This is a genomic window from Enterobacter sp. SGAir0187, from assembly GCF_002952735.2.
GTDB classification, from domain to species: domain Bacteria; phylum Pseudomonadota; class Gammaproteobacteria; order Enterobacterales; family Enterobacteriaceae; genus Enterobacter; species Enterobacter quasiroggenkampii.
In genome coordinates this window covers 2,450,603-2,472,736 of record NZ_CP025034.2, presented here as the reverse complement: position 1 = coordinate 2,472,736, position 22,134 = coordinate 2,450,603, and the positions used below count along the sequence as shown (strand labels likewise).

Here is a 22,134-nt window from a genome sequence, read left to right as displayed (position 1 = left end):
GACCAGACCATTTTGAGGCATTTTTTTAGGTGGCATGCCGCAGAAAATGGATTAGGTTAGGGTCGCTGGCTGTATTTGCCAGAACGCACAGGTATACTCCTGTCCTGGTTTTTTTTATCACTTAGTCGGGAGTAGTTACCCTCCATGCAAGAAATTATGCAATTCGTTAGCCGCCATCCGGTTCTGAGCATCGCGTGGATTGGCCTGCTGGCTGCTGTGCTGTTCACCACATTTAAGAGCCTGACGTCTAAGATTAAGGTTATCACCCGTGGTGAAGCGACGCGTCTGATTAACAAAGAAGATGCCGTCGTTGTCGATCTGCGTCAGCGTGACGATTTCCGCAAAGGTCACATTGCGGGCGCAATCAACCTGTTGCCAGCTGAAATCAAAGCGAACAACGTCGGTGAGCTTGAAAAACACAAAGCCCAGCCGATTATCGTTGTGGATGCGACCGGCATGCAGGCACAGGAATCTGCCAGCGCGCTTCATAAAGCAGGCTTCGAAAACGTAACGGTGCTGAAAGAAGGTATTTCCGGCTGGAGCGGGGAAAATCTTCCTTTGGTGCGCGGTAAATAAGGAGTTCAGTCATGGCCCATATTGAGATCTATACCAAAGCGACGTGCCCGTTCTGCCATCGTGCGAAAGCGCTGCTGAACAGTAAAGGCGTCACGTTCCAGGAACTGCCGATCGACGGTGACGCGATTAAACGCGAAGAGATGATCCAACGTAGTGGTCGTACGACGGTTCCACAGATTTTTATTGATGCGCAGCACATTGGCGGCTGTGATGACTTGTATGCGCTCGACGCCCGTGGTGGACTCGATCCGCTGCTGAGCTAAGAGACTTTAGGACAATTAAAAAGGGTATTTCCATGTCAGAACAAAACAACACCGAGATGACTTTCCAGATCCAGCGTATCTACACCAAAGATGTCTCTTTCGAAGCGCCAAATGCGCCACACGTTTTCCAGAAAGACTGGCAGCCAGAGGTTAAACTTGATCTGGATACCGCATCTACCCAGCTGGCAGATGACGTGTATGAAGTCGTGCTGCGTGTGACCGTTACCGCCTCTCTGGGCGAAGAAACTGCATTCCTGTGTGAAGTACAGCAGGGCGGTATCTTCTCTATCGGCGGCATCGAAGGCAACCAGATGGCGCATTGCCTGGGTGCGTACTGCCCGAACATTCTGTTCCCGTATGCACGTGAATGCATCACCAGCCTGGTTTCTCGCGGTACATTCCCGCAACTGAACCTTGCGCCAGTTAACTTTGATGCGCTGTTCATGAACTATCTGCAGCAGCAAGCTGGCGAAGGTGCTGAACAACATCAGGATGCCTGATGAGCACTGTTAATGCGTCAATGACTGTGATCGGTGCCGGCTCATACGGCACCGCTCTTGCCATTACTCTGGCAAGAAATGGTCACGAGGTGGTCCTATGGGGCCACGACCCAAAACATATCGCCACGCTGCAGCGCGATCGTTGCAACGTCGCGTTTCTCCCGGACGTTCCGTTCCCTGACTCCCTGCACCTTGAAAGCGACCTTGCGACCGCGCTGGCGGCCAGCCGCAACATTCTGATTGTGGTTCCGAGCCATGTCTTTGGCGACGTGCTGCGTCAGATTAAGCCGCTGATGCGCCCGGATGCGCGCATTGTCTGGGCGACAAAAGGACTGGAAGCCGAAACCGGACGCCTGCTGCAGGACGTTGCCCGCGAAGCGCTGGGTGATGCGATCCCGCTGGCGGTCATCTCCGGCCCGACCTTTGCCAAAGAGCTGGCCGCTGGCCTGCCGACGGCGATTTCGCTGGCCTCCACCGACCAGGCTTTCTCCGACGATCTTCAGCAATTGCTGCACTGCGGCAAGAGCTTCCGCGTCTACAGCAACCCCGATTTTATCGGCGTGCAGCTGGGCGGGGCGGTGAAGAACGTGATTGCGATTGGCGCCGGGATGTCCGACGGCATTGGTTTTGGTGCCAACGCTCGTACGGCGCTGATCACTCGCGGTCTGACCGAGATGTCCCGCCTGGGCGAAGCGCTGGGTGCCGATCCGGCCACCTTTATGGGGATGGCTGGCCTGGGCGATCTGGTGCTGACCTGTACCGACAACCAGTCTCGTAACCGCCGCTTTGGCATGATGCTCGGACAGGGCAGCAATGTGAAAGACGCGCAGGAGAAGATTGGCCAGGTGGTTGAAGGCTACCGCAATACCAAAGAAGTTCGCGAGTTGGCGCACCGTTTCGGTGTCGAAATGCCAATAACCGAGGAAATTTATCAGGTATTGTATTGCGGAAAAAATGCGCGCGAGGCAGCATTGACCTTATTAGGTCGTGCGCGCAAGGACGAGCGCAGCAGTAACTAGTCGGAACCGTTGTCACCTGAATGACCCAGCCAGCGCAGAACTGGCTGGTCATTATACTATCGTCTGGAGTTAGCAATGCCGTGTGAAGAACTGGATATCGTCTGGAACAACATTAAAGCCGAAGCCCGGGCGCTGGCCGACTGTGAGCCTATGCTGGCCAGTTTCTACCACGCAACGCTACTTAAGCACGAAAATCTTGGCAGCGCGCTCAGCTATATGCTCGCTAACAAGCTGGCGTCCTCGATCATGCCCGCGATTGCCATTCGTGAGGTGGTGGAAGAGGCTTACGCCGCTGACCCGGAAATGATCGCGTCTGCCGCCTGTGATATCCAGGCCGTGCGCACGCGTGACCCGGCGGTCGATAAATATTCTACCCCGCTGTTGTACCTGAAAGGCTTCCACGCTCTGCAGGCGTACCGCATTGGGCACTGGCTATGGAATGAAGGCCGCCGCGCGCTGGCCATCTTCCTGCAAAACCAGGTATCCGTGACGTTTCAGGTTGATATTCACCCGGCGGCGAAGATTGGCCGTGGGATCATGCTCGACCACGCCACCGGGATTGTTGTCGGGGAAACGGCCGTGATTGAAGACGACGTCTCGATCCTGCAGTCGGTTACCCTGGGTGGTACCGGCAAAACCAGCGGCGATCGCCATCCGAAAATTCGCGAAGGGGTGATGATAGGCGCGGGTGCCAAAATCCTCGGCAATATCGAAGTTGGACGCGGCGCGAAAATCGGCGCAGGCTCCGTAGTGCTCCAGCCGGTTCCGCCGCACACCACCGCCGCTGGCGTACCGGCGCGCATCGTCGGTAAGCCAGACAGCGATAAGCCGTCCATGGATATGGATCAGCATTTCAACGGTATTCACCATACGTTTGAGTATGGTGACGGCATTTAACTTCTGAGAATGGCGCCCGGATAACCCAGCTGGCGCCATGCTTCATACACCACTACCGACACTGCATTCGACAGGTTCATGCTGCGGCTGTCCGGCATCATCGGAATACGGATTTTCTGCTCAGCGGGCAGGGCATCCAGAATCGTGGCCGGCAGGCCGCGGGTTTCCGGGCCAAACATCAGATAGTCACCCTCCTGATAGCTTACGGCGCTGTGCGCTGGCGTACCTTTGGTGGTCAGGGCGAACATGCGCTGCGGCTGCTCGGCTTCCAGAAACGCGGCGTAATCGTGGTGGCGAACGACGGCGGTAAATTCATGATAATCCAGCCCTGCGCGACGCAGACGTTTGTCGTCCCACGTAAAGCCCATTGGCTCAATGATGTGCAGACGAAAACCGGTGTTGGCGCACAGGCGGATAATATTGCCGGTATTTGGCGGAATTTCTGGTTCGAATAAAACGATGTTAAGCATGCTGCCCCCTTAATTGCGGGGGCAGAATAGCAGAAAAGAGAGGAACTACGCGACGCCAGGTTCCTGCGAGCGGCTGTACAGCATTTTGTAGACGGTTGCCGCAGCGGCCACCAGAGCGGGTACGCTGAGGATCATTAAAATACTGTCTGCCTGCCACTGCATCGAAAGAAGCTGGGCGCTGGTCATGGTACCCGCCACGCCGCCAAAGCGGCCGATCCCCTGCATCCAGGCGATGCCCGTCGCGCGGCACTCGGTGGGATAAAAGGTGGCGGCCAGGGTCTGCATACCCGACTGCGCGCCGTTCATCGCGATCCCCATCAGGAAAATCAACCCGCCAAACAGGGCGATATGGTTATGCTCCATGCCGAGTAGCAGGATCAGCCCCATCGTCAGGATAAACCCGCCCGCGACAACCTTGTGCGCTTCCCAGCGGTCCATCATCCAGCCGGCGAGCAGAATGCCGGCCGTGCCGCCGAAGGTGAACAGCGAAGTCAGCCATGCGGATTCCGCCAGGGCATAGCCCATCCCCTGCATCAGCGTCGGCATCCAGCTCAGCAGGACGTAGTAGATGACCAGCCCCATAAAGTAGGTCACCCATAGCATCAGGGTGCCGGGCAGCCAGGGCATCGAAAACAGCTGCGACACGCTCCCTTTTTTAGACGCGGTTTTCTCCTCCGCCAGGAGAAAGCCCGTGACGCCCTCCAGCGTACTACGGGCGAACCGGCTGGCGATACGGCGAACCTGCATGACGTCTTTCCCGCGTTGCACCAGAAATTTCACCGACTCCGGCAACAGCAGTGCCAGCAGCAGCGTTAAAATCAGCGGGGCAATCGCGCCGGTTAGCAGCACGCTTCGCCAGCCGTGGTGGGGGATAAGCCAGGACGAGATCGCGCCGCCGCCCGCCGCACCCAGAGGGAAGCCGCAGTACATGGTATTAATTGCCATGGCGCGGCAGCGCTGGGGGGCAAACTCGGAGATCAGCGTAATGGCGTTCGGCATGGCGGCGCCGAGCCCCAGGCCCGTCAGAAAGCGCCACAGCGTCAGGGTGTTGAGGCTTTGCGCCCAGGCCGTGCCCAGGCTTGCCAGGCCGAAGAACAGACACGAAAAGACCAGTACGCGCTTGCGCCCCATCCGGTCCGATACCGGACCTGCGATCAGCGCGCCCAACGACAGCCCCAGCAGCGCCGCGCTCAGCACCGGCCCCAGATCCTGTTTATGGATCCCCCATTCTGCCGACAGCGTGGGCGCGATGTAGCCCATCGCCGCCGTATCAAAGCCATCGATCGCCAGAACCAGAAAGCCCAGCACAATGAGCAGCCAGTGAAACCCTGAAAAGCGACTCTCGTCGATCACCTGCTGAATATCCACCTTACCTGAATAGGTCATACGCTCCCCTCTGATGTGATGTTGTTTTTGTGTTCTTGTCTTTGCTTGTCTATACAATTGCGGACGGCATGTATATGTCAAATTTTCTTATCCAATATGTTATCTGGATGTTATTTTTGGCATAAAAAAGCGCCCGAGGGGGAGATCGGACGCATGAGAAAGAGGTGTTAACGAGGGGGGATTCAGGCCGCGTTTCCCTGAGCAAGCGGAGCCAGCGCTGCCGGTAATTTGCTTAACTCCTGCACCAGGGAATCCTTACTGATTTCGCTAATGGTTTTCGCACCGGTCAGCGTCATCGCCACCTTCATCTCTTTTTCGATCAGGTTAAGCAGATTCGCCACGCCCGCCTGGCCCGCTGTCGCCAGGGCGTACAGATACGCGCGTCCCAGCAGCACGCTGTCGGCACCCAGCGCAATCATGCGCACCACGTCCAGCCCGTTGCGGATGCCGCTGTCGGCCAGGATGGCGATATCGCCTTTCACCGCATCGGCAATGGCCGGCAGGGCGCGGGCGGAGGAGAGCACCCCGTCAAGCTGGCGTCCGCCGTGGTTAGAGACCACAATCCCGTCTGCGCCAAAGCGGACCGCATCGCGAGCATCTTCCGGGTCGAGGATCCCCTTGATCACCATCGGGCCATCCCAGAATTCGCGGATCCACTCCAGGTCTTTCCAGGAGATGGACGGATCGAAGTTATTCGCCAGCCAGCCGATGTAATCTTCCAGCCCGGTCGGTTTGCCCAGATACGCCGAGATATTCCCCAGATCGTGTGGACGACCGTTCAGGCCGACGTCCCACGCCCACTGTGGATGGGTTACCGCCTGCCAGTAGCGACGGAGCGCCGCATTTGGGCCGCTCATGCCGGAGTGCGCATCGCGGTAGCGCGCGCCGGGGGTCGGCATATCAACGGTAAAGACCAGCGTGGAGCAGCCCGCCGCTTTAGCGCGCTCGAGCGCGTTACGCATAAAGCCGCGATCGCGCAGGACGTACAGCTGGAACCACATTGGCCGCTTGATAGTCGGGGCGACTTCTTCAATCGGGCAGACGGACACGGTGGAAAGGGTAAACGGAATGCCTTTGGCATCCGCCGCCGCGGCCGCCTGCACTTCGCCACGGCGGGCATACATACCGCACAGGCCCACAGGCGCGAGCGCCACCGGCATGGAAAGCGTTTCGTTAAACAGTTTCGTCTCAAGGCTCAGGTCAGACATATTCTTCAGCACGCGCTGGCGCAGAGCCACCTCCGACAGATCCTCCACGTTGCGGCGCAGGGTGTATTCGGCATACGCTCCGCCGTCGATATAGTGGAACAGGAACGGGGGCAAAATGCGCTGCGCCGCGGCGCGATAGTCACTGGCTGCTGAAATAATCATGCTTTGTTCTCCCTGGAAATATCACTGTCGCCAGGCAGACGGGTAATACGCGCCTGTCGGGCCTGGTCTTCATCGAATCGTTTAATCGTGGTGTGTACGAAACCGAGATGCGCCATCATCGCTTTGCGTGCGGCTTCGGCATCACCGGCCAGAATGGCGTTGAGCACCGCCTCGTGTTGTTCGGTCAGCTGGGCAAACACCGGCGGAACCAGATACATGCGCTGGCGGCTCTGCTTCACGGAGGATTGCAGCAGATCGAAGAACCCACGCATGGTCTGGAGCAGCACGACGTTGTGCGACGCCTCGGCAATCGCCAGGTGAAAACGCACGTCCGCCTGGGAGGCGATGTCCGGGTCGCTGCTTTGCGTGGCCTCAAAGCAGGCGATGAGTTTCTCTTTGTCGGCGTCGGTTGCCCGCATAGCCGCGTGCCAGGCGGTACTGGTTTCGATGGCGTGACGCGCTTCAAGGATGTCGAAGCTGTAGTCCGGGTCGTTCTCCATCAGCGTTTTCAGTGGCTGAACGATGTTTTGCTCGGACCAGTCGTCATGCTGCCAGCGTACAAAGGTGCCACCGCCACGACGGCTTACCAGCACCCCTTCGCTGACCAGCGTTGCCAGCGCCTCGCGCAGTGAATTGCGCGACACGCCAAGCTGGGCGGCGAGCTGGCGTTCGGCGGGCAACTTCATGCCCGCTTCCAGCTGTTGTTCTTCAATCAGCGCCCGCACGCGAGAGGCAATCTCGTCGGACAGGCGTCTGGGCATCACTATCATGGGATCATCCAGGTTAAGACATAGGCCTGCAGGGTGGTGATCACCCCGACCATGCTGGTGAATATCAGGCTGTGTTTCACGGTAAAGCGGAACAGATCCGACTCTTTACCGACCAGTCCCACCGCCGCACAGGCAATGGCGATGGATTGTGGGGAGATCATTTTCCCGGTCACGCCGCCGGTGGTATTTGCGGCCACCAGCAGGACGTCAGACACGCCAATCTGCTGGGCCGCCGTGGCCTGCAGCGCGGCAAACAGGGCGTTAGACGAGGTATCGGAACCGGTCAGGAACACCCCCAGCCAGCCGAGGAACGGCGAGAAGAAGGTGAAGGCGTGGCTGGTATGGGCCAGCGCCAGTGCCAGCGTCGATGACAGACCGGAGTAGTTCGAGATAAACGCGAACGCCAGCACCATGCCGATGGAGTAGATCGGCAGCATCAGCTCTTTAACGGTCGCCGCAAAAGTCTGCACCGCAGCCGCAGGCTTCATGCGCAGCCACACCACGGAAAGAATAGCGGCAAACAGGATGGCGGTCCCGGTGGCGGAGAACCAGTCGAATTTATAGACTGCGGCATACGGCGTGGCGGCGTGCACCACCGGCGGCATACGGGCGACCATCTTGTCGAGGAACGGTACCGAAACGTTAATCACCATGTCGTACAGCGCGCCGCCCGGGGCAAACAGGGCTTTAAACGGCGGGATGCTCCACAGGGTGACCGTTGCGGTCAGGAACAGGAACGGCGACCAGGCGCGGATCACCTGTCCTGCCGTATAGCCCGTACGCGCCAGGGTTTGATCAACCTGCGAGGCGCCCATGTCGGCGAAGCGGAAAATACGCACCGGCTGCCAGCGTTTCAGGAACAGCGTCAGGCAGACCAGAGACACCAGCGAAGAGATGATGTCCGGCAGTTCCGGGCCAAGGAAGTTCGAGCTGAGGTACTGGGCAATCGCGAACGAACCGCCCGCCACCATCACCGCAGGCCAGGTCTCCTTCACGCCGCGCCAGCCGTCCATAATCGCCATGATCCAGAACAGGACGATAATGGTCAGGAACGGCAGCTGGCGACCCACCATCTGGCCAATCTCAAAGCTGTCCAGGCCGGTCACCTGGCCCGCAACCAGAATCGGAATACCCATTGCACCAAACGCCACCGGTGCGGTGTTCACAATCAGGCACAGGCCTGCGGCATACAGCGGGTTAAAGCCCAGGCCCACCAGCAGCGCGGCGGTGATCGCCACCGGTGCGCCAAAGCCTGCCGCGCCTTCCAGAAACGCCCCAAAGGAGAAGCCGACAATCAGCATCTGCAGGCGCTGGTCCGGCGTAATGGAGAGAATCGACGAGCGGATAATATCGAACTGCCCGGTTTTCACCGAGATTTTATAGACAAAGACCGCCGCGATGATGATCCACGCAATCGGCCACAGGCCGTAGAAGAAACCGTAGACGACGGAGGCCAGCGCGCGATCGACCGGCATTTTGTAGAAGAACAGCGCCACCAGCAGGGCGATGGCGACGGTGTACGTCGCGGCAAGGTAGCCCTTCAGCTTGAGCTTAATCAGCGCAAAGAAGAAGAACAGGATCGGAAGCGATGCGATCAGGCTCGACAGCCAGATATTGCCGGCCGGGTCGTAGTTTTGTTGCCAGAGGCTCATGCAGGTCTCCTGGGGACCAGACAGACTGCGCTGCGGGTGAGTCTCCGCTCATCTCTGCGTCACAGTCTGTGTAAAAGTGGTCCTGCCAATATTGTGTTGTAGGGTTAATGACAATGAATGGTTAATCAGATGTTATGAGCTAGCAATAGTTTTGTGAGCAGAAATAATGGAATTGTGAACCGGGGGAGGATTGGTTGCGCTATTGGTTGGACCAATTCACACGAAGGGGAAAAGAGTAGGCCGGGTAAGCGCAGCGCCACCCGGCATGAAATCAGAACGCCGTCTTACAAAAACCCGTCATCTCTTTCAGGCCCATTTCGCGGCCAAGCTCGGTCATCGGGTGAACCACCACCAGACCACGGACGCTTTTCTTCAGCTTGCCCATGTCGGCCTGCTCTTTTTTGGTGATCGCACGACGGTGCGGCATGTTCATCAGCTTCTGCGCTTCTTTGCTCAGCTTCTGGCCTTTGACTTCGCGCAGGCGCTCGATCTCTGCTTCCAGCTTCGCGGTCTCTTTTTCAAGTTCGGCATACTTCTCGGCGGACTCGACCAGTGACAGGCCCGCCATCTGGTGGCGGATGAGATCCAGGCGGTCGCTCAGGCGTTTAATTTCGTTCTTTTCGACTTCTTTCATGACAAATAACTCTGAAAACGGGGAATTTACAGGGAAGGATACACCAATGTGAGCAGGCTTACTTCTGAAACGCTTTTTTTAAGCTGATTCGGGAAATCAGCTCAGTCAGGGAGAGAACCATTGTGGAACGGACAACCTGTTGATAACGCAGCTTTTGCATCGCGTAAAGCTCCGCGTCGCTGTTATCAAACTGCGGTGCCGGAGGAAGCGCGGTGACGCAGTGCAGCTCGCCGAACGGCCCCAGGATTTCATCGTCGGTAAAGGTGTATTCATTACCGTCATGATTGAGTTCTTCGCGCAGCGCCATTAGCAGCTCCGCATCTTCATACTCTTGTCGGTTCAGCACGCCAAGACCATAAATCAGCTTCAGACGAACGGATAAATCGCCCAGCGGTCCGTCTCCGTCCAGTAACGGTTCTACAGCATATTTTACCGCGTAGTCGTCTTTGCGAAACACCTGAAGCACCAGGATATTCACCGCCTCGGTTAACAGCTCAACGGCGGCAATCAGGAAACTTCGTACGGTTTTGCCAGCATTCAGACGCTCAAGCACACGATTTTCAAAGGCCTGGGTTTGTTCCATTATTGCCTGCATATCTGACAATCTGTTATCCGGGCGCAGGCTAACCTGCGCCGCATTCTGCATCATTTGGTTGCGTTGTATGCGTTAACCGCCTCCACAACCACGTCGCTGTTGGCGTCCAGACCGGAAATCTGCGCCAGCGCAGCCTGCGCGCCCTGGGTATCAATCAGCTGAGCCAGTTCCTGCGCCTGCGGGTCCTGCTCGCTGCGGTAGTGCATCGCGGCGGCAATCCCTTTCACAAGGTTGGCGTGCGGCAGGCCGTATTCCAGCGTGCCCAGCAGCGGCTTAATCAGGCGGTCGCCCGCGCTCAGCTTACGCAGCGGCTGGCGGCCCACGCGCTCAACGTCATCTTTCAGATACGGGTTTTCAAAGCGACCGAGGATTTTCTGGATGTATGCTGCGTGTTTTTCCGCATCAAAACCGTAGCGTTTAATCAGCACCGCGCCGCTCTCTTCCATTGCCCCTTTTACCACCGCGCGGATCTTCTCATCGAGGATCGCGTCACGAATGGTCTGATGACCGGCCAATTTTCCGAGGTACGCGGTTATAGCATGCCCGGTGTTCAGCGTGAAGAGTTTGCGTTCGACAAATGCCATCAGGTTATCGGTTAATTCCATTCCCGGAATGGTCGGCAGCGCGCCTTTAAACTGGGTTTTATCAACAATCCACTCGCTGAAGGTTTCAACGGTCACTTCCAGCGGGTCGTTGGTCGCGGATTCGGAAGGCGGAACGATGCGATCCACGGCGGAATCCACAAAACCCACGTGTGCTTCAACCCAGGCTTTGTCTTCGTCTGCCACAGCGTTGAGCACGTGGCCTTTCAGCTGCGTGGTACCGCGCACCATGTTTTCACAGGCGATGATGTTCAGCGGGGTATCGATACCCTGCGCTTTACGTTTTGCCAGGCCTTTCGCGACCGCAGGGGCGATGCGCTCAAGCACAACCGGACCCACGGCGGTGGTAACCAGATCGACGCTGGCGATAAGGTCAATAACATCGTCGCCGATGCTGTTGACCGCGTTGACGCCGGACACCGTCTCAACCTGCTCGTTTTCGCCCACCACATGGACCTGATAGCTATGACGGGCATTCAGGGCATCCAGGACGACCTGATTCACATCGGCGAATGTCAGGGTAATGCCCGCGTCTGCCAGCAGTTTACCGATAAAACCACGACCGATATTACCTGCGCCAAAATGTAATGCTTTCATAGTATTAACCTTCATCAATGTTTTTACCCGAGAGGGCTGGGGTGAGGAACGTTTTCCCCTCACCCTAGCCCTCTCCCCGGGGGGAGAGGGAGGAGTACCGTTATTTGTTAAGCAGAGCCAGCACTTCTTCAACGCTGGTGGTGTTGGCCAGACGCTCAATAACCGTTTCATCATCCAGCGCGTTGGTCAGGCTGGTAATCACCTGAATGTGCTCGTTGTTGCGAGCGGCGATACCAATCACCAGACGGGCGATGTCGTCTTCTTCTTCACCGAAGCGCACGCCCTGCGGATACTGACAGAATACGACGCCGGTTTTCAGGACGCGATCTTTCGCTTCAACCGTACCGTGCGGCACCGCGATGGATTCGCCCAGGTAGGTTGGCGTCAGTTTTTCGCGTTCCAGCATCGCGTCGACATATTCAGGCTGAACGTAGCCGCCTTTCACCAGCTGCTCACCGGCAAAGCGAATCGCTTCTTCTTTGGTGGCTGCGGTACGACCGAGGAAGATGTTTTCCGCACCCAGCTTAAACAGGTGGGCGTTGCTCTCGTCAAAGCTGTCCTGCAGGCTGGAGCGCACTTTCACTTCGTTGTCTTCGTGACGCTGCGCGGCAACCAGACGTTCGGTCAGGCTGGTGTACAGGCCGCTGTCGAGGAAGTTGGTCAGCGAAATGTGCTGTGCCTGTGGTACCTGACGCATGGCGCGTTCGGTCAGATCGCGGTGCGTGATAACCAGGTCAACATCCGGCGGCAGGCTGTTAATGGCGCTGTTGGTCACGGAGATGTTGGTCAGGCCCGCATCCTGCACTTTCTTACGCAGCACGCCTGCACCCATTGCGCTGGAACCCATACCGGCGTCGCAGGCAACGATGATTTTACGCACGTGGCTCAGGTCGTTAGAGACATCACCGGCTGCCAGTGGCGTCGCGCCTTTGGATTCGGCTTTCATGTCGTGCATACGACGGGTTGCGGCTTCGATGTCATCATCTTCTTTCACTTTGCTGGTTTTCAGCAGGATAGAAGAGACCACGAAGGAGACGGCCATTGCCGCAAAGATCGCCGCGAGGTTCGCGAAGTAAGCGCCTTTTGGCGTCATCGCCAGTACCGCCAGGATAGAACCCGGAGAGGCCGGAGAAACCAGACCGCCGCCCAGCACGCTCAGGGTGAACACACCGGTCATACCGCCGAGGATAACGGCCAGGATCAGACGTGGGTTCATCAGCACGTAAGGGAAGTAAATTTCGTGGATACCGCCCAGGAAGTGAATGATCGCCGCGCCGCCAGCAGACTGTTTAGCGCTGCCACGGCCAAAGAAGATGTACGCCAGCAGAACGCCCATACCGGGACCCGGGTTAGCTTCAATCAGGAAGAAGATAGACTTGCCGAGATCGTGAGACTGCTGGATACCCAGCGGCGAGAAGATGCCGTGGTTGATGGCGTTGTTAAGGAACAGGATTTTCGCCGGTTCAACGAAGATAGACGCCAGCGGCAGCATCTCGTGCGCCACCATGAAGTTAACGCCTGCCGCCAGAATTTTGGACAGCACTTCAACCGCAGGACCAATGCCGAGGAACGCCAGAATGGCGAGGATCATCCCGATGATGCCCGCAGAGAAGTTGTTCACCAGCATTTCGAAGCCGGATTTGATCTTACCATCAACCCAGATGTCGAATTTCTTAATCGCCCAGCCGCCCAGAGGACCGGCAATCATCGCACCGAGGAACATCGGCATATCCGCACCGACGATAACACCCATGGTTGTGATAGCACCCACGACGCCACCACGGTCACCGCCCACCAGACGACCCCCGGTGAAACCGATGAGCAGCGGCAGGAGATAGGTAATCATTGGGCCAACAAGTTTCGCCAGCGTTTCGTTAGGCAACCACCCTGTCGGAATGAACAATGCGGTGATGATACCCCACGCGATAAACGCGCCGATATTTGGCATCACCATGTTGCTGAGGAAACGACCAAAGCTTTGAACTTTGATCTTGAAATCGGATGACATAAAACACCCCTTCTTCTGTTTACGCTTAGGCTTGCGGCCCGAGGTTTATTGTTAATGAGGCGGCAGAGGTAGCCGGACCCTGTTCTGATGCTGTGAAATCTGGCACTGAATCGTTCAACTGTCCAGACAGGGAAAATTTGTGTGATGTGTGTCACGTAAAGATAGGGGGTAGGGATATCAATGGAGTGATCTCAATCACAAAATCTGCGGGCAAAAAAAATACAATGGCGACAAAAAAAGCAAAATCCACCCTTTTATGTGATTTTTGTCACGTTTTGTTCTGGTGGGTTTGTTTCTGGATTGTGACTGATTTCACAAAATATTTTTATGCGGATTTCTCCGGCTGTGATCGGCGGCAAACTCTGCTTCGCGATTCAGCGCCAGGATGATATGGCACGACACGATAAGCTAAAAAACCACTTTTCATGTGTGGTATGGCGAAAAGTTAAAAGGTGAATTACGCTCATATTGTAAGGTTAAGTCTATTATTATTCAGGATATATTTTGACACGCTTATAAACTTGCATGGAGATATTATAAAAACCGATACTCCCCGGCTCGGAAATAGTAAGCACAACCCCGTGTTTATAAAAAATTAATTAGGTTGCGTACCGTTTTATTAATTTAATGAGTTGACGTTGTTTAAGTGAGGAGAATATGTTTCTCAACTATTTTGCGCTGGGCGTATTGATTTTTGTATTTCTGGTTCTCTTTTACGGAATCATCGCCATCCATGATATTCCTTATAATATGGCCAAAAAGCGTAACCATCCGCATGCCGATGCCATTCATACGGCTGGCTGGATTAGCCTGTTTACGCTTCATGCCATCTGGCCATTCCTGTGGATTTGGGCCACGCTGTACCGCGAGGATCGCGGCTGGGGCATGCAAAACCATATCACAAAGCCTGATGAGGTCCCGGGCATGGATGCGCTCGCCAAACGCGTGGCGGAACTCGAACAAAAGCTGGCCGCGGTAAAGCCTGCCGCAGATAAGAACACGCTGGAGCACTAATCATGGATCTGTTGATTATTTTGACCTACGTGGCATTTGCCTGGGCTATCTTTAAAATATTCCGAATTCCGGTCAACCAGTGGACGCTTGCCACCGCAACATTAGGCGGCGTATTTATTGTTGCAGGACTTATTCTGCTAATGAACTATAACCACCCGTATACCTTTACGGCGCAAAAAGCGGTTATTTCTATTCCAATCACGCCGCAGGTGACCGGGGTGGTCAGCGAAGTGACCGATAAAAATAATCAGCTAATTAAAAAAGGCGAAGTGTTATTTAAACTGGATCCGGGCCGCTATCAGGCGCGCGTCGACAGACTTCAGGCCGACCTGGTGACCGCGACGCACAATATCGATAATCTGAAGGCGCAGCTGGCGGAAGCCGTTGCCAATACCACGCGCGTCTCCGCTGAACGCGATCGCCTCTATAAAGATTATCAGCGCTACCTGAAAGGTAGCCAGGCGAAGGTGAATCCGTTCTCTGAAAGCGATATCGACAACGCGCGGCAGAACTATCTGGCACAGGATGCGCTGGTGAAAGGCTCCGTGGCTGAACAGGTGCAGATCCAAAGCCAGTTAGACAGCATGGTGAACGGTGAACAGTCGCAGATTGCCTCCTTACGCGCCCAGCTTGCCGAAGCCAAATATAACCTGGACCAGACCGTAGTGCGTGCGCCGAGCAATGGTTATATCACTCAGGTACTGATTCGTCCGGGAACCTATGCCGCCGCGCTGCCTTTGCGTCCGGTAATGGTCTTTATCCCTGAACAGAAGCGTCAGATTGTGGCCCAGTTCCGCCAGAACTCGCTGCTGCGTCTGAAGCCAGGCGATGAAGCGGAAGTGGTGTTTAATGCGCTACCGGGCCAGGTGTTCTCCGGGAAGCTCACCAGTATTCTGCCGGTGGTGCCAGGGGGAACCTATCAGGCGCAGGGCGCGCTGCAGTCGCTGACGGTCACTCCGGGTAGTGATGGTGTGCAGGCCATCATTGAGCTGAACCCTAACGCGGAGGTCGATGCGCTGCCAGACGGTATTTTTGCCCAGGTGGCGGTCTATTCGGACCACTTCGCCCACGTCTCGATTATGCGTAAAGTACTGCTGCGTATGACCAGCTGGATGCACTACCTCTACCTCGATCACTAATCCTTCCAGGGCAGGAATGCGACATGCAGACCTGCCCTTTTTTCATCGCTTGATCCATACTGACTTTTTTCCGGCATCAAGGATCAGGCAATGAAACTCATCGGCAGCTATACCAGTCCCTTCGTGCGAAAAATCTCGATTCTCCTGCTGGAGAAGGGGATTGAATTTGAATTCGTGAATGAACAGCCCTACAACGCGGAAAACGGCGTCGCGCAGTACAACCCGCTGGGGAAAGTCCCGGCGCTGGTCACGGACGAGGGCGAATACTGGTTTGATTCCCCGATTATTGCGGAGTATATCGAGCTGCTGGGCGTTGCCCCGGCAATGCTGCCAGCAGACCCAAAAGCGGCGCTGGCGGTGAAGCAGGTTGAAGCCCTGGCCGATGGCATTATGGATGCGGCGTTAACCTCCGTACGGGAACAGGCAAGGCCCGCCGCCCAGCAGTCGGAAACGGAACTGTTACGCCAGCGGGAAAAAATCAGCCGCAGCCTGGACAGATGCGAACAGCTAATCCGGGAGGGTAAGATCGCCACCGACAGCCTGAACCTGGGGACCATCGCCATCGCCTGCGCGATTGGTTATCTCAACTTCCGCCGCGTCTCCCCGGGCTGGTGCGTCGACCGTCCGCTGCTGGTGAAGCTTGCAGACACGCTGTTTAGCCGCGAGAGCTTTGCCCGTACCGAAACGCCAAAGGCTTGACGCGGGTTATAACACTTCGCCGTCGGAGGCGGTACAATCCCCTCACATGTTAACTCCCTCTCCCGTCGGGAGGGGGGAAGATATTTACTCGCCAGGCGCTTTCATGACTACTCATCATTCGCTGTACAGCCAGATCCCCGCTACCGACCGTCTTCTTCGCGAACCCCGCATTCATGCTGTTGTTGAGCGTTTCGGCCATACCGCGACGGTGGAAATGTTACGCCTGCTTCAGGACGAAGCCCGCTGCGCGATTCAGGCAGAAAACGCCTTGCCAGACTGGTGTACTGGGTGGGAGCAGGAAGTTGAACAGCGGCTGGATGAGAAGGCGCAAAGCGCGTTACGCCCGGTGATAAACCTGTCGGGTACCGTGCTGCATACCAACCTGGGGCGCGCGCAGCAGGCGGAAGAGGCCGTTGCCGCGGTCGTGCAGGCCATGCGAACGCCCGTGACGCTGGAGTACGATCTGGACGGTGCCGGGCGCGGGCACCGCGACCGCGCGCTGGCGGAGCTGCTGTGTCAGCTGACCGGCGCGGAAGATGCCTGCATTGTGAATAATAACGCCGCCGCGGTGCTGCTGATGCTGGCGGCCACCGCCAGTGGCAAAGAGGTGGTGGTGTCTCGCGGCGAGCTGGTGGAGATTGGCGGGGCGTTTCGTATTCCGGACGTGATGCGCCAGGCGGGCTGCACGCTGCATGAGGTGGGCACGACAAACCGTACCCATGCGAAAGACTATCGCGCGGCTGTGAATGAAAATACCGCCCTGTTGATGAAGGTTCACACCAGCAATTACCATATTGAAGGCTTCACCAAAACGGTTGACGAGGCGGAGCTGGCGGCGATTGGGCGCGAACTGAATATACCGGTGATTGCCGATCTCGGCAGCGGCTCGCTGGTGGATCTGAGCCTGTACGGGCTGCCAAAAGAGCCGATGCCGCAGGAGATGATTGCGGCGGGCGTTAGCCTGGTCAGTTTTTCCGGCGACAAACTGCTGGGCGGGCCGCAGGCCGGAATTATCGTCGGCAAGCGCGAGCTGATTGCGCAGCTGCAGCAGCATCCGCTTAAGCGCGCCCTGCGCGCCGATAAAATGACGCTTGCCGCGCTGGAGGCGACGCTGCGCCTCTATCTCCACCCGGAAAAACTGGCCGACCGCCTGCCCACGCTGCGCCTGTTAAGCCGCGATGCCGCCTCGATTCGCGCCCAGGCCGAACTGCTGCTGCCGCGCGTCGCTCCGCGCTACCCCGATTTTGACGTTCGTATTGAGCCCTGCCAGTCGCAGATTGGCAGCGGTTCTCTGCCGGTGGACAGGCTGCAGAGTGAGGCGCTGACGTTCACGCCGCGTGACGGGCGCGGCAGCCAGCTTGATGCCCTGTCGTCGCGCTGGCGCGGTCTCTCGACGCCGGTTATCGGGCGGATTTACGACGGCCGAATGTGGCTGGATCTGCGCTGCCTTGAAGATGAAGAGCGATTTCTGGAGATGTTGTTGAAATGATTATTGCCACCGCCGGTCACGTCGACCACGGAAAAACCACGTTACTGCAGGCCATTACCGGCGTAAACGCCGATCGCCTGCCGGAAGAGAAAAAGCGCGGCATGACCATCGATCTGGGCTATGCCTACTGGCCCCAGCCTGATGGTCGCGTGCTGGGCTTTATTGATGTGCCGGGACATGAAAAGTTTCTGTCCAACATGCTGGCGGGCGTGGGCGGCATCGATCATGCTCTGCTGGTGGTGGCCTGCGATGACGGCGTGATGGCGCAAACCCGCGAGCATCTGGCGATCCTGCAGCTAACCGGCAACCCGCAGTTGACCGTGGCGCTGACCAAAGCCGATCGCGTGGATGATGCGCGCATCAGCGAGGTGCGCGAAACGGTCCAGGCGACCCTGCGGGAGTATGGTTTTGCCGACGCATCACTTTTTGTCACCGTGGCGACAGAAGGGCGGGGTATCGACGAACTTCGCCACCATTTGCAGCACCTTTCATCACGCGACCACGCCAGCCATCATCGTTTCCGTCTGGCGATCGACCGGGCGTTTACCGTAAAAGGTGCGGGGCTGGTCGTAACCGGCACCGCGCTGAGCGGTGAAGTCAGCGTGGGAGATACCCTCTGGCTGACGGGCGTGAATAAACCGATGCGCGTGCGCGGGTTGCACGCACAAAACCAGCCCGCTGACCGCGCTCATGCCGGGCAGCGTATCGCGCTGAACATTGCCGGGGATGCGGAAAAAGAGCAGCTGAACCGCGGAGACTGGCTGCTGGCCGATGCCCCGCCGGAGCCGTCTGAACGCGTGATTGTCTCCCTGCAGACACACATGCCGCTGACCCAGTGGCAGCCGCTGCATATTCACCACGCGGCCAGCCATATCACCGGGCGCGTGTCGCTGCTGGAAAACGACCTTGCCGAACTGGTATTCGATTCGCCGCTCTGGCTGGCAGAGAACGATCGTCTGGTACTGCGTGACATTTCTGCAAGGGAAACGCTGGCGGGCGCGCGCGTGGTGGCGCTTAACCCACCTCGACGCGGCAAGCGTAAACCTGAATATCTGCAGTGGCTGGCCGCGCTGGCGCAGGCCAGCGATGATAACGTCGCGCTGCGGGTGCACCTCGATCGCGGAGCGGTAAGTCTGCGTGATTTTGCATGGGCACGCCAGCTGAGTGGGGAAGGTTTACGGCAGCTGACCCAGGAGCCGGGCTTTATACAGGCCGGAGACAGCCTGCTCAATGCCCCGGTTGCTGCGCAATGGCAGCGTAAGATACTGAACACGCTTGCGACGTACCATGAACAACATCAGGACGAGCCTGGCCCGGGCCGTGAGCGTCTGCGACGCATGGCGCTGCCGATGGAAGACGATGCGCTGGTGCTGCTGCTGATTGAAAACATGCGCGAAAGCGGGGTGATTAAAAGCCACCACGGCTGGCTGCACCTGCCGGATCACAAGGCGGGGTTCACCGCAGATCAGGAGGCGATATGGCAAAAAGCAGCCCCGCTGTTTGGCGATGAGCCGTGGTGGGTTCGCGATCTGGCTCGCGAAACCATCACCGACGAGCAGGTGATGCGCCAGGTATTGCGCCATGCGGCGCAGCAGGGGCTAATCGTCGCGATCGTGAAAGATCGTTACTACCGTAACGATCGCATTGTGGCGTTTGCCAACCTGATCCGCGAGCTGGATCTGGCGCGCGGTTCGACCTGCGCCGCGGATTTCCGCGATCGGCTGAACGTGGGGCGCAAGCTGGCGATCCAGATCCTGGAATACTTCAACCGCATCGGCTTTACCCGCCGTCGCGGTAACGATCATCTGTTGCGCGATTCGTTATTATTTCCTGAAACTCCGTGACGTCCGTCGTAAACACCGTTACCGGCTGGCGAGAAAATCGCCAACCGGAACTACCCTTGTTGTACACCAACAGCAAGGAGACGGACATGACAAACAATCCTCCCTCATCGCGTATCCAGCCCGGCGAGTATGGTTTTCCCCTCAAGCTGAAGCCCCGTTATGACAACTTTATTGGCGGCGACTGGGTCGCTCCCGTCGACGGCGAATACTATCCCAACCTGACCCCGGTTACCGGCCAGCCGCTGTGCGAGATTGCCAGCTCCGGTAAGCGTGATATCGACCTGGCGCTGGATGCGGCGCACAAAGCGAAAGATAAATGGGCTCACACCTCCGTGCAGGACCGGGCGGCGCTCCTGTTCAAAATCGCCGACCGGATGGAGCAGAATCTGGAGCTGCTGGCGACGGCGGAAACCTGGGATAACGGCAAGCCGATCCGGGAAACGATGGCGGCTGACGTGCCGCTGGCTATTGACCACTTCCGCTATTTTGCCTCCTGTATTCGCGCTCAGGAGGGCGGGATCAGCGAAGTCGACAGCGACACCGTGGCGTATCACTTCCACGAACCGCTGGGGGTAGTAGGCCAAATTATTCCGTGGAACTTCCCGCTGCTGATGGCGAGCTGGAAAATGGCGCCCGCGCTGGCGGCCGGAAACTGTATTGTGCTCAAACCGGCGCGTCTGACGCCGCTCTCGGTGCTGCTGCTGATGGAAATCGTTGGTGATCTCCTGCCGCCGGGCGTAATTAACGTAGTAAACGGCGCGGGCGGGGAGATAGGCGAATATCTGGCTACCTCAAAACGTATCGCCAAAGTGGCGTTTACTGGGTCGACGGAGGTGGGCCAGCAGATCATGCAGTACGCCACGCAGAACATTATCCCGGTGACTCTGGAACTGGGCGGGAAATCCCCGAACATCTTCTTCGCGGACGTGATGGAGGAAGAGGATGCCTTCTTCGATAAAGCCCTGGAAGGGTTTGCGCTGTTTGCGTTTAACCAGGGCGAAGTCTGCACCTGCCCAAGCCGCGCGCTGGTGCAGGAGTCCATCTATGAGCGCTTTATGGAGCGGGCCATTCGCCGCGTTGAGTCTATCCGCAGCGGTAATCCGCTCGATAACGTCACGCAGATGGGGGCGCAGGTCTCGCACGGACAGCTGGAGACTATCCTCAACTACATCGACATCGGCAAGAAAGAGGGGGCGGATATTCTGACCGGCGGGCGTCGTAAGGTACTGGGAGGGGATCTGCAGGACGGCTATTACCTTGAGCCGACGATCCTCTTCGGCCAGAACAACATGCGCGTTTTCCAGGAGGAGATTTTCGGCCCGGTGCTGGCCGTGACCACCTTTAAAACGATGGAGGAGGCGCTGGAGATTGCCAACGACACGCCGTATGGCCTGGGCGCAGGCGTCTGGAGCCGCAACGGTAATCTGGCCTATAAAATGGGCCGCGGCATTCAGGCCGGGCGCGTCTGGACCAACTGCTACCACGCCTATCCGGCGCACGCGGCCTTTGGCGGTTATAAGCAGTCGGGCATCGGACGTGAAACCCACAAGATGATGCTGGAGCATTACCAGCAGACCAAATGTCTGCTGGTCAGCTATTCCGATAAGCCACTGGGGCTGTTCTAGTCGCCCAGCTCAGGCCGTCCGTGGGCGGCCTGAGCAATTTGCTGGCGCAGGCAGTTAAGGACGCCATCCAGAACGTATTGCACGCGCCAGGGCTGGTATTCGCGTTTGCGGAAGATGGCCGTCAGATCGAGCCACCACTCCTCCTGATGCGGGAAGCAGGGGACCAGCAGGCCTTTCGTTAATTCTTTTTTCAGACTCTCTTTTGGTGCAAAAACAATCCCCAGATTATTTCTGGCCAGCTCCAGGGCCGTCTGCGTATTGTCGCAAATATAATTACCGGTCACCCGGTAGTCATGCACGTCATCGCTGCCGTGCACGCGGAAACGCCAGATGTTGGCATCATCGACCAGCATGGAGTCAATGAGAATACAGGAGTGATTAATTAAATCTTCAGGTCCGGTTAAGGGATGTTTATTTAAATATTCTACGGTTGCGAAGGCCGTAACGGAATATTGTGTCAGCACGCTGGCAACCAGACTTTCGTCTTTTGGCTGAGCATAGGTAATTAAAATGTCGCAGTCATCCGGAAAGGTAACGCCTTCTGAAAATTCATTCCGGTCCAGATTGTAGGTTTTCAGGGAGATGCGGATGTCGCCGATGTCTTCTATCTGATGGATCACGTGTCGCGCGAGGTAGGTCACGATACCTGTTGGGGCATAGATCGTCACTTTTCCGCGCTTTTCATGCTTATAATCAGCAATGAAATTAACGAGCTGGCTGTTCTTATCCAGCGTGGCATTCACGTAGGGGAGTAATGCTTCACCAAACTGGGTCAGGGCCAGCTGTCGCGTGGTACGCTCAAAAACCTTGAGCCCAACCCGCGTTTCAAAATCAGACAGATATTTACTGACGTTGGCCTGCGCCATACCCAGCAGGGCGGCGGCATCACCAATGCTGTGGGTGGCGGCGATGACGGAGATAATTTTTAATTCGCGTGGTTTTAGCTGTAATGTACTCATCATGCACACCCATCTATATGATTTTA

Annotated in this window: 21 protein-coding genes; 11 read left to right on the top strand and 10 right to left on the bottom strand. The window is 57.1% G+C overall.

The genetic code is table 11. The annotated features are described in order from the left end of the window. Nucleotides 1-144: 144 nt before the first annotated feature. The 5 genes from CWR52_RS11850 (at nucleotide 145) to cysE (ending at nucleotide 3,255) form a co-directional block, all read left to right on the top strand. Nucleotides 145-576, top strand: a complete 432-nt coding sequence (locus CWR52_RS11850) for a rhodanese-like domain-containing protein (protein ID WP_023309913.1) — start codon at nucleotides 145-147, stop codon at nucleotides 574-576. Nucleotides 577-587: 11 nt separating this feature from the next. Further along, on the top strand, nucleotides 588-839 hold the full coding sequence (grxC, locus tag CWR52_RS11845; protein WP_008502715.1) for a glutaredoxin 3: 252 nt from the start codon (nucleotides 588-590) through the stop codon (nucleotides 837-839). 32 nt (nucleotides 840-871) lie between these two features. Then, nucleotides 872-1,339 (top strand): protein-export chaperone SecB, encoded by a 468-nt coding sequence (gene secB, locus CWR52_RS11840; RefSeq protein ID WP_003860835.1) that lies wholly within the window; start codon nucleotides 872-874, stop codon nucleotides 1,337-1,339. After that, nucleotides 1,339-2,358 carry an NAD(P)H-dependent glycerol-3-phosphate dehydrogenase gene (gene gpsA, locus CWR52_RS11835; RefSeq protein WP_104949746.1) on the top strand — a complete coding sequence of 340 codons (1,020 nt, stop codon included), beginning with the start codon at nucleotides 1,339-1,341 and terminating at the stop codon, nucleotides 2,356-2,358. Before secB ends, gpsA begins: the two co-directional genes overlap by 1 nt. Before the next feature lie 75 nt (nucleotides 2,359-2,433). Next, entirely contained in the window at nucleotides 2,434-3,255 is an 822-nt protein-coding gene (gene cysE, locus CWR52_RS11830; RefSeq protein WP_008502718.1) for a serine O-acetyltransferase, read from the top strand. Here the strand turns inward: cysE and trmL are convergent. From trmL to CWR52_RS11785, 9 genes are all read right to left on the bottom strand, one after another. Then, entirely contained in the window at nucleotides 3,252-3,725 is a 474-nt protein-coding gene (trmL, locus tag CWR52_RS11825; protein ID WP_104949745.1) for a tRNA (uridine(34)/cytosine(34)/5-carboxymethylaminomethyluridine(34)-2'-O)-methyltransferase TrmL, read from the bottom strand. The two genes, cysE and trmL, sit on opposite strands and share 4 nt — an antisense overlap. A gap of 45 nt (nucleotides 3,726-3,770) precedes the next feature. Continuing rightward, complete coding sequence (locus tag CWR52_RS11820; RefSeq protein ID WP_104949744.1) at nucleotides 3,771-5,111, bottom strand: MFS transporter; 1,341 nt, start codon at nucleotides 5,109-5,111, stop codon at nucleotides 3,771-3,773. Nucleotides 5,112-5,293: 182 nt separating this feature from the next. Continuing rightward, on the bottom strand, nucleotides 5,294-6,481 hold the full coding sequence (gene lldD, locus CWR52_RS11815) for a quinone-dependent L-lactate dehydrogenase (RefSeq protein WP_023334042.1): 1,188 nt from the start codon (nucleotides 6,479-6,481) through the stop codon (nucleotides 5,294-5,296). Next, nucleotides 6,478-7,251 carry a transcriptional regulator LldR gene (gene lldR, locus CWR52_RS11810; RefSeq protein ID WP_023294814.1) on the bottom strand — a complete coding sequence of 258 codons (774 nt, stop codon included), beginning with the start codon at nucleotides 7,249-7,251 and terminating at the stop codon, nucleotides 6,478-6,480. Before lldR ends, lldD begins: the two co-directional genes overlap by 4 nt. Continuing rightward, on the bottom strand, nucleotides 7,248-8,903 hold the full coding sequence (gene lldP, locus CWR52_RS11805) for an L-lactate permease (protein WP_104949743.1): 1,656 nt from the start codon (nucleotides 8,901-8,903) through the stop codon (nucleotides 7,248-7,250). The genes lldR and lldP overlap by 4 nt, the downstream gene beginning before the upstream one ends. Before the next feature lie 271 nt (nucleotides 8,904-9,174). After that, nucleotides 9,175-9,537, bottom strand: a complete 363-nt coding sequence (locus CWR52_RS11800; protein WP_021242435.1) for a YibL family ribosome-associated protein — start codon at nucleotides 9,535-9,537, stop codon at nucleotides 9,175-9,177. Between the two features lie 58 nt (nucleotides 9,538-9,595). Further along, a complete protein-coding gene (mtlR, locus tag CWR52_RS11795) occupies nucleotides 9,596-10,186 on the bottom strand; it encodes a mannitol operon repressor MtlR (protein ID WP_104949742.1) in 591 nt (196 codons plus the stop codon). After that, nucleotides 10,183-11,331: a mannitol-1-phosphate 5-dehydrogenase gene (mtlD, locus tag CWR52_RS11790; RefSeq protein ID WP_104949741.1), complete on the bottom strand. Its 1,149-nt coding sequence runs from the start codon at nucleotides 11,329-11,331 to the stop codon at nucleotides 10,183-10,185. The genes mtlR and mtlD overlap by 4 nt, the downstream gene beginning before the upstream one ends. Before the next feature lie 100 nt (nucleotides 11,332-11,431). Further along, entirely contained in the window at nucleotides 11,432-13,339 is a 1,908-nt protein-coding gene (locus tag CWR52_RS11785) for a PTS mannitol transporter subunit IICBA (protein WP_104949740.1), read from the bottom strand. A gap of 657 nt (nucleotides 13,340-13,996) precedes the next feature. On the opposite strand from CWR52_RS11785, the gene CWR52_RS11780 reads away from it, so the two are divergent. The 6 genes from CWR52_RS11780 (at nucleotide 13,997) to aldB (ending at nucleotide 21,149) form a co-directional block, all read left to right on the top strand. Beyond that, nucleotides 13,997-14,353 carry a DUF3302 domain-containing protein gene (locus CWR52_RS11780; RefSeq protein WP_104949739.1) on the top strand — a complete coding sequence of 119 codons (357 nt, stop codon included), beginning with the start codon at nucleotides 13,997-13,999 and terminating at the stop codon, nucleotides 14,351-14,353. Between the two features lie 2 nt (nucleotides 14,354-14,355). Then, nucleotides 14,356-15,492 (top strand): HlyD family secretion protein, encoded by a 1,137-nt coding sequence (locus CWR52_RS11775; protein ID WP_104949738.1) that lies wholly within the window; start codon nucleotides 14,356-14,358, stop codon nucleotides 15,490-15,492. A gap of 90 nt (nucleotides 15,493-15,582) precedes the next feature. Beyond that, nucleotides 15,583-16,191: a glutathione S-transferase gene (locus CWR52_RS11770; RefSeq protein WP_104949737.1), complete on the top strand. Its 609-nt coding sequence runs from the start codon at nucleotides 15,583-15,585 to the stop codon at nucleotides 16,189-16,191. A gap of 103 nt (nucleotides 16,192-16,294) precedes the next feature. Next, nucleotides 16,295-17,680, top strand: coding sequence for an L-seryl-tRNA(Sec) selenium transferase (gene selA / locus CWR52_RS11765; protein ID WP_104949736.1), 1,386 nt, complete (start codon nucleotides 16,295-16,297; stop codon nucleotides 17,678-17,680). Then, entirely contained in the window at nucleotides 17,677-19,524 is a 1,848-nt protein-coding gene (gene selB / locus CWR52_RS11760) for a selenocysteine-specific translation elongation factor (RefSeq protein WP_104949735.1), read from the top strand. Before selA ends, selB begins: the two co-directional genes overlap by 4 nt. Before the next feature lie 86 nt (nucleotides 19,525-19,610). Beyond that, nucleotides 19,611-21,149, top strand: coding sequence for an aldehyde dehydrogenase AldB (gene aldB, locus CWR52_RS11755; RefSeq protein ID WP_104949734.1), 1,539 nt, complete (start codon nucleotides 19,611-19,613; stop codon nucleotides 21,147-21,149). Here the strand turns inward: aldB and CWR52_RS11750 are convergent. Next, a complete protein-coding gene (locus CWR52_RS11750) occupies nucleotides 21,146-22,111 on the bottom strand; it encodes a LysR family transcriptional regulator (protein WP_104949733.1) in 966 nt (321 codons plus the stop codon). The two genes, aldB and CWR52_RS11750, sit on opposite strands and share 4 nt — an antisense overlap. Nucleotides 22,112-22,134: the final 23 nt, after the last annotated feature.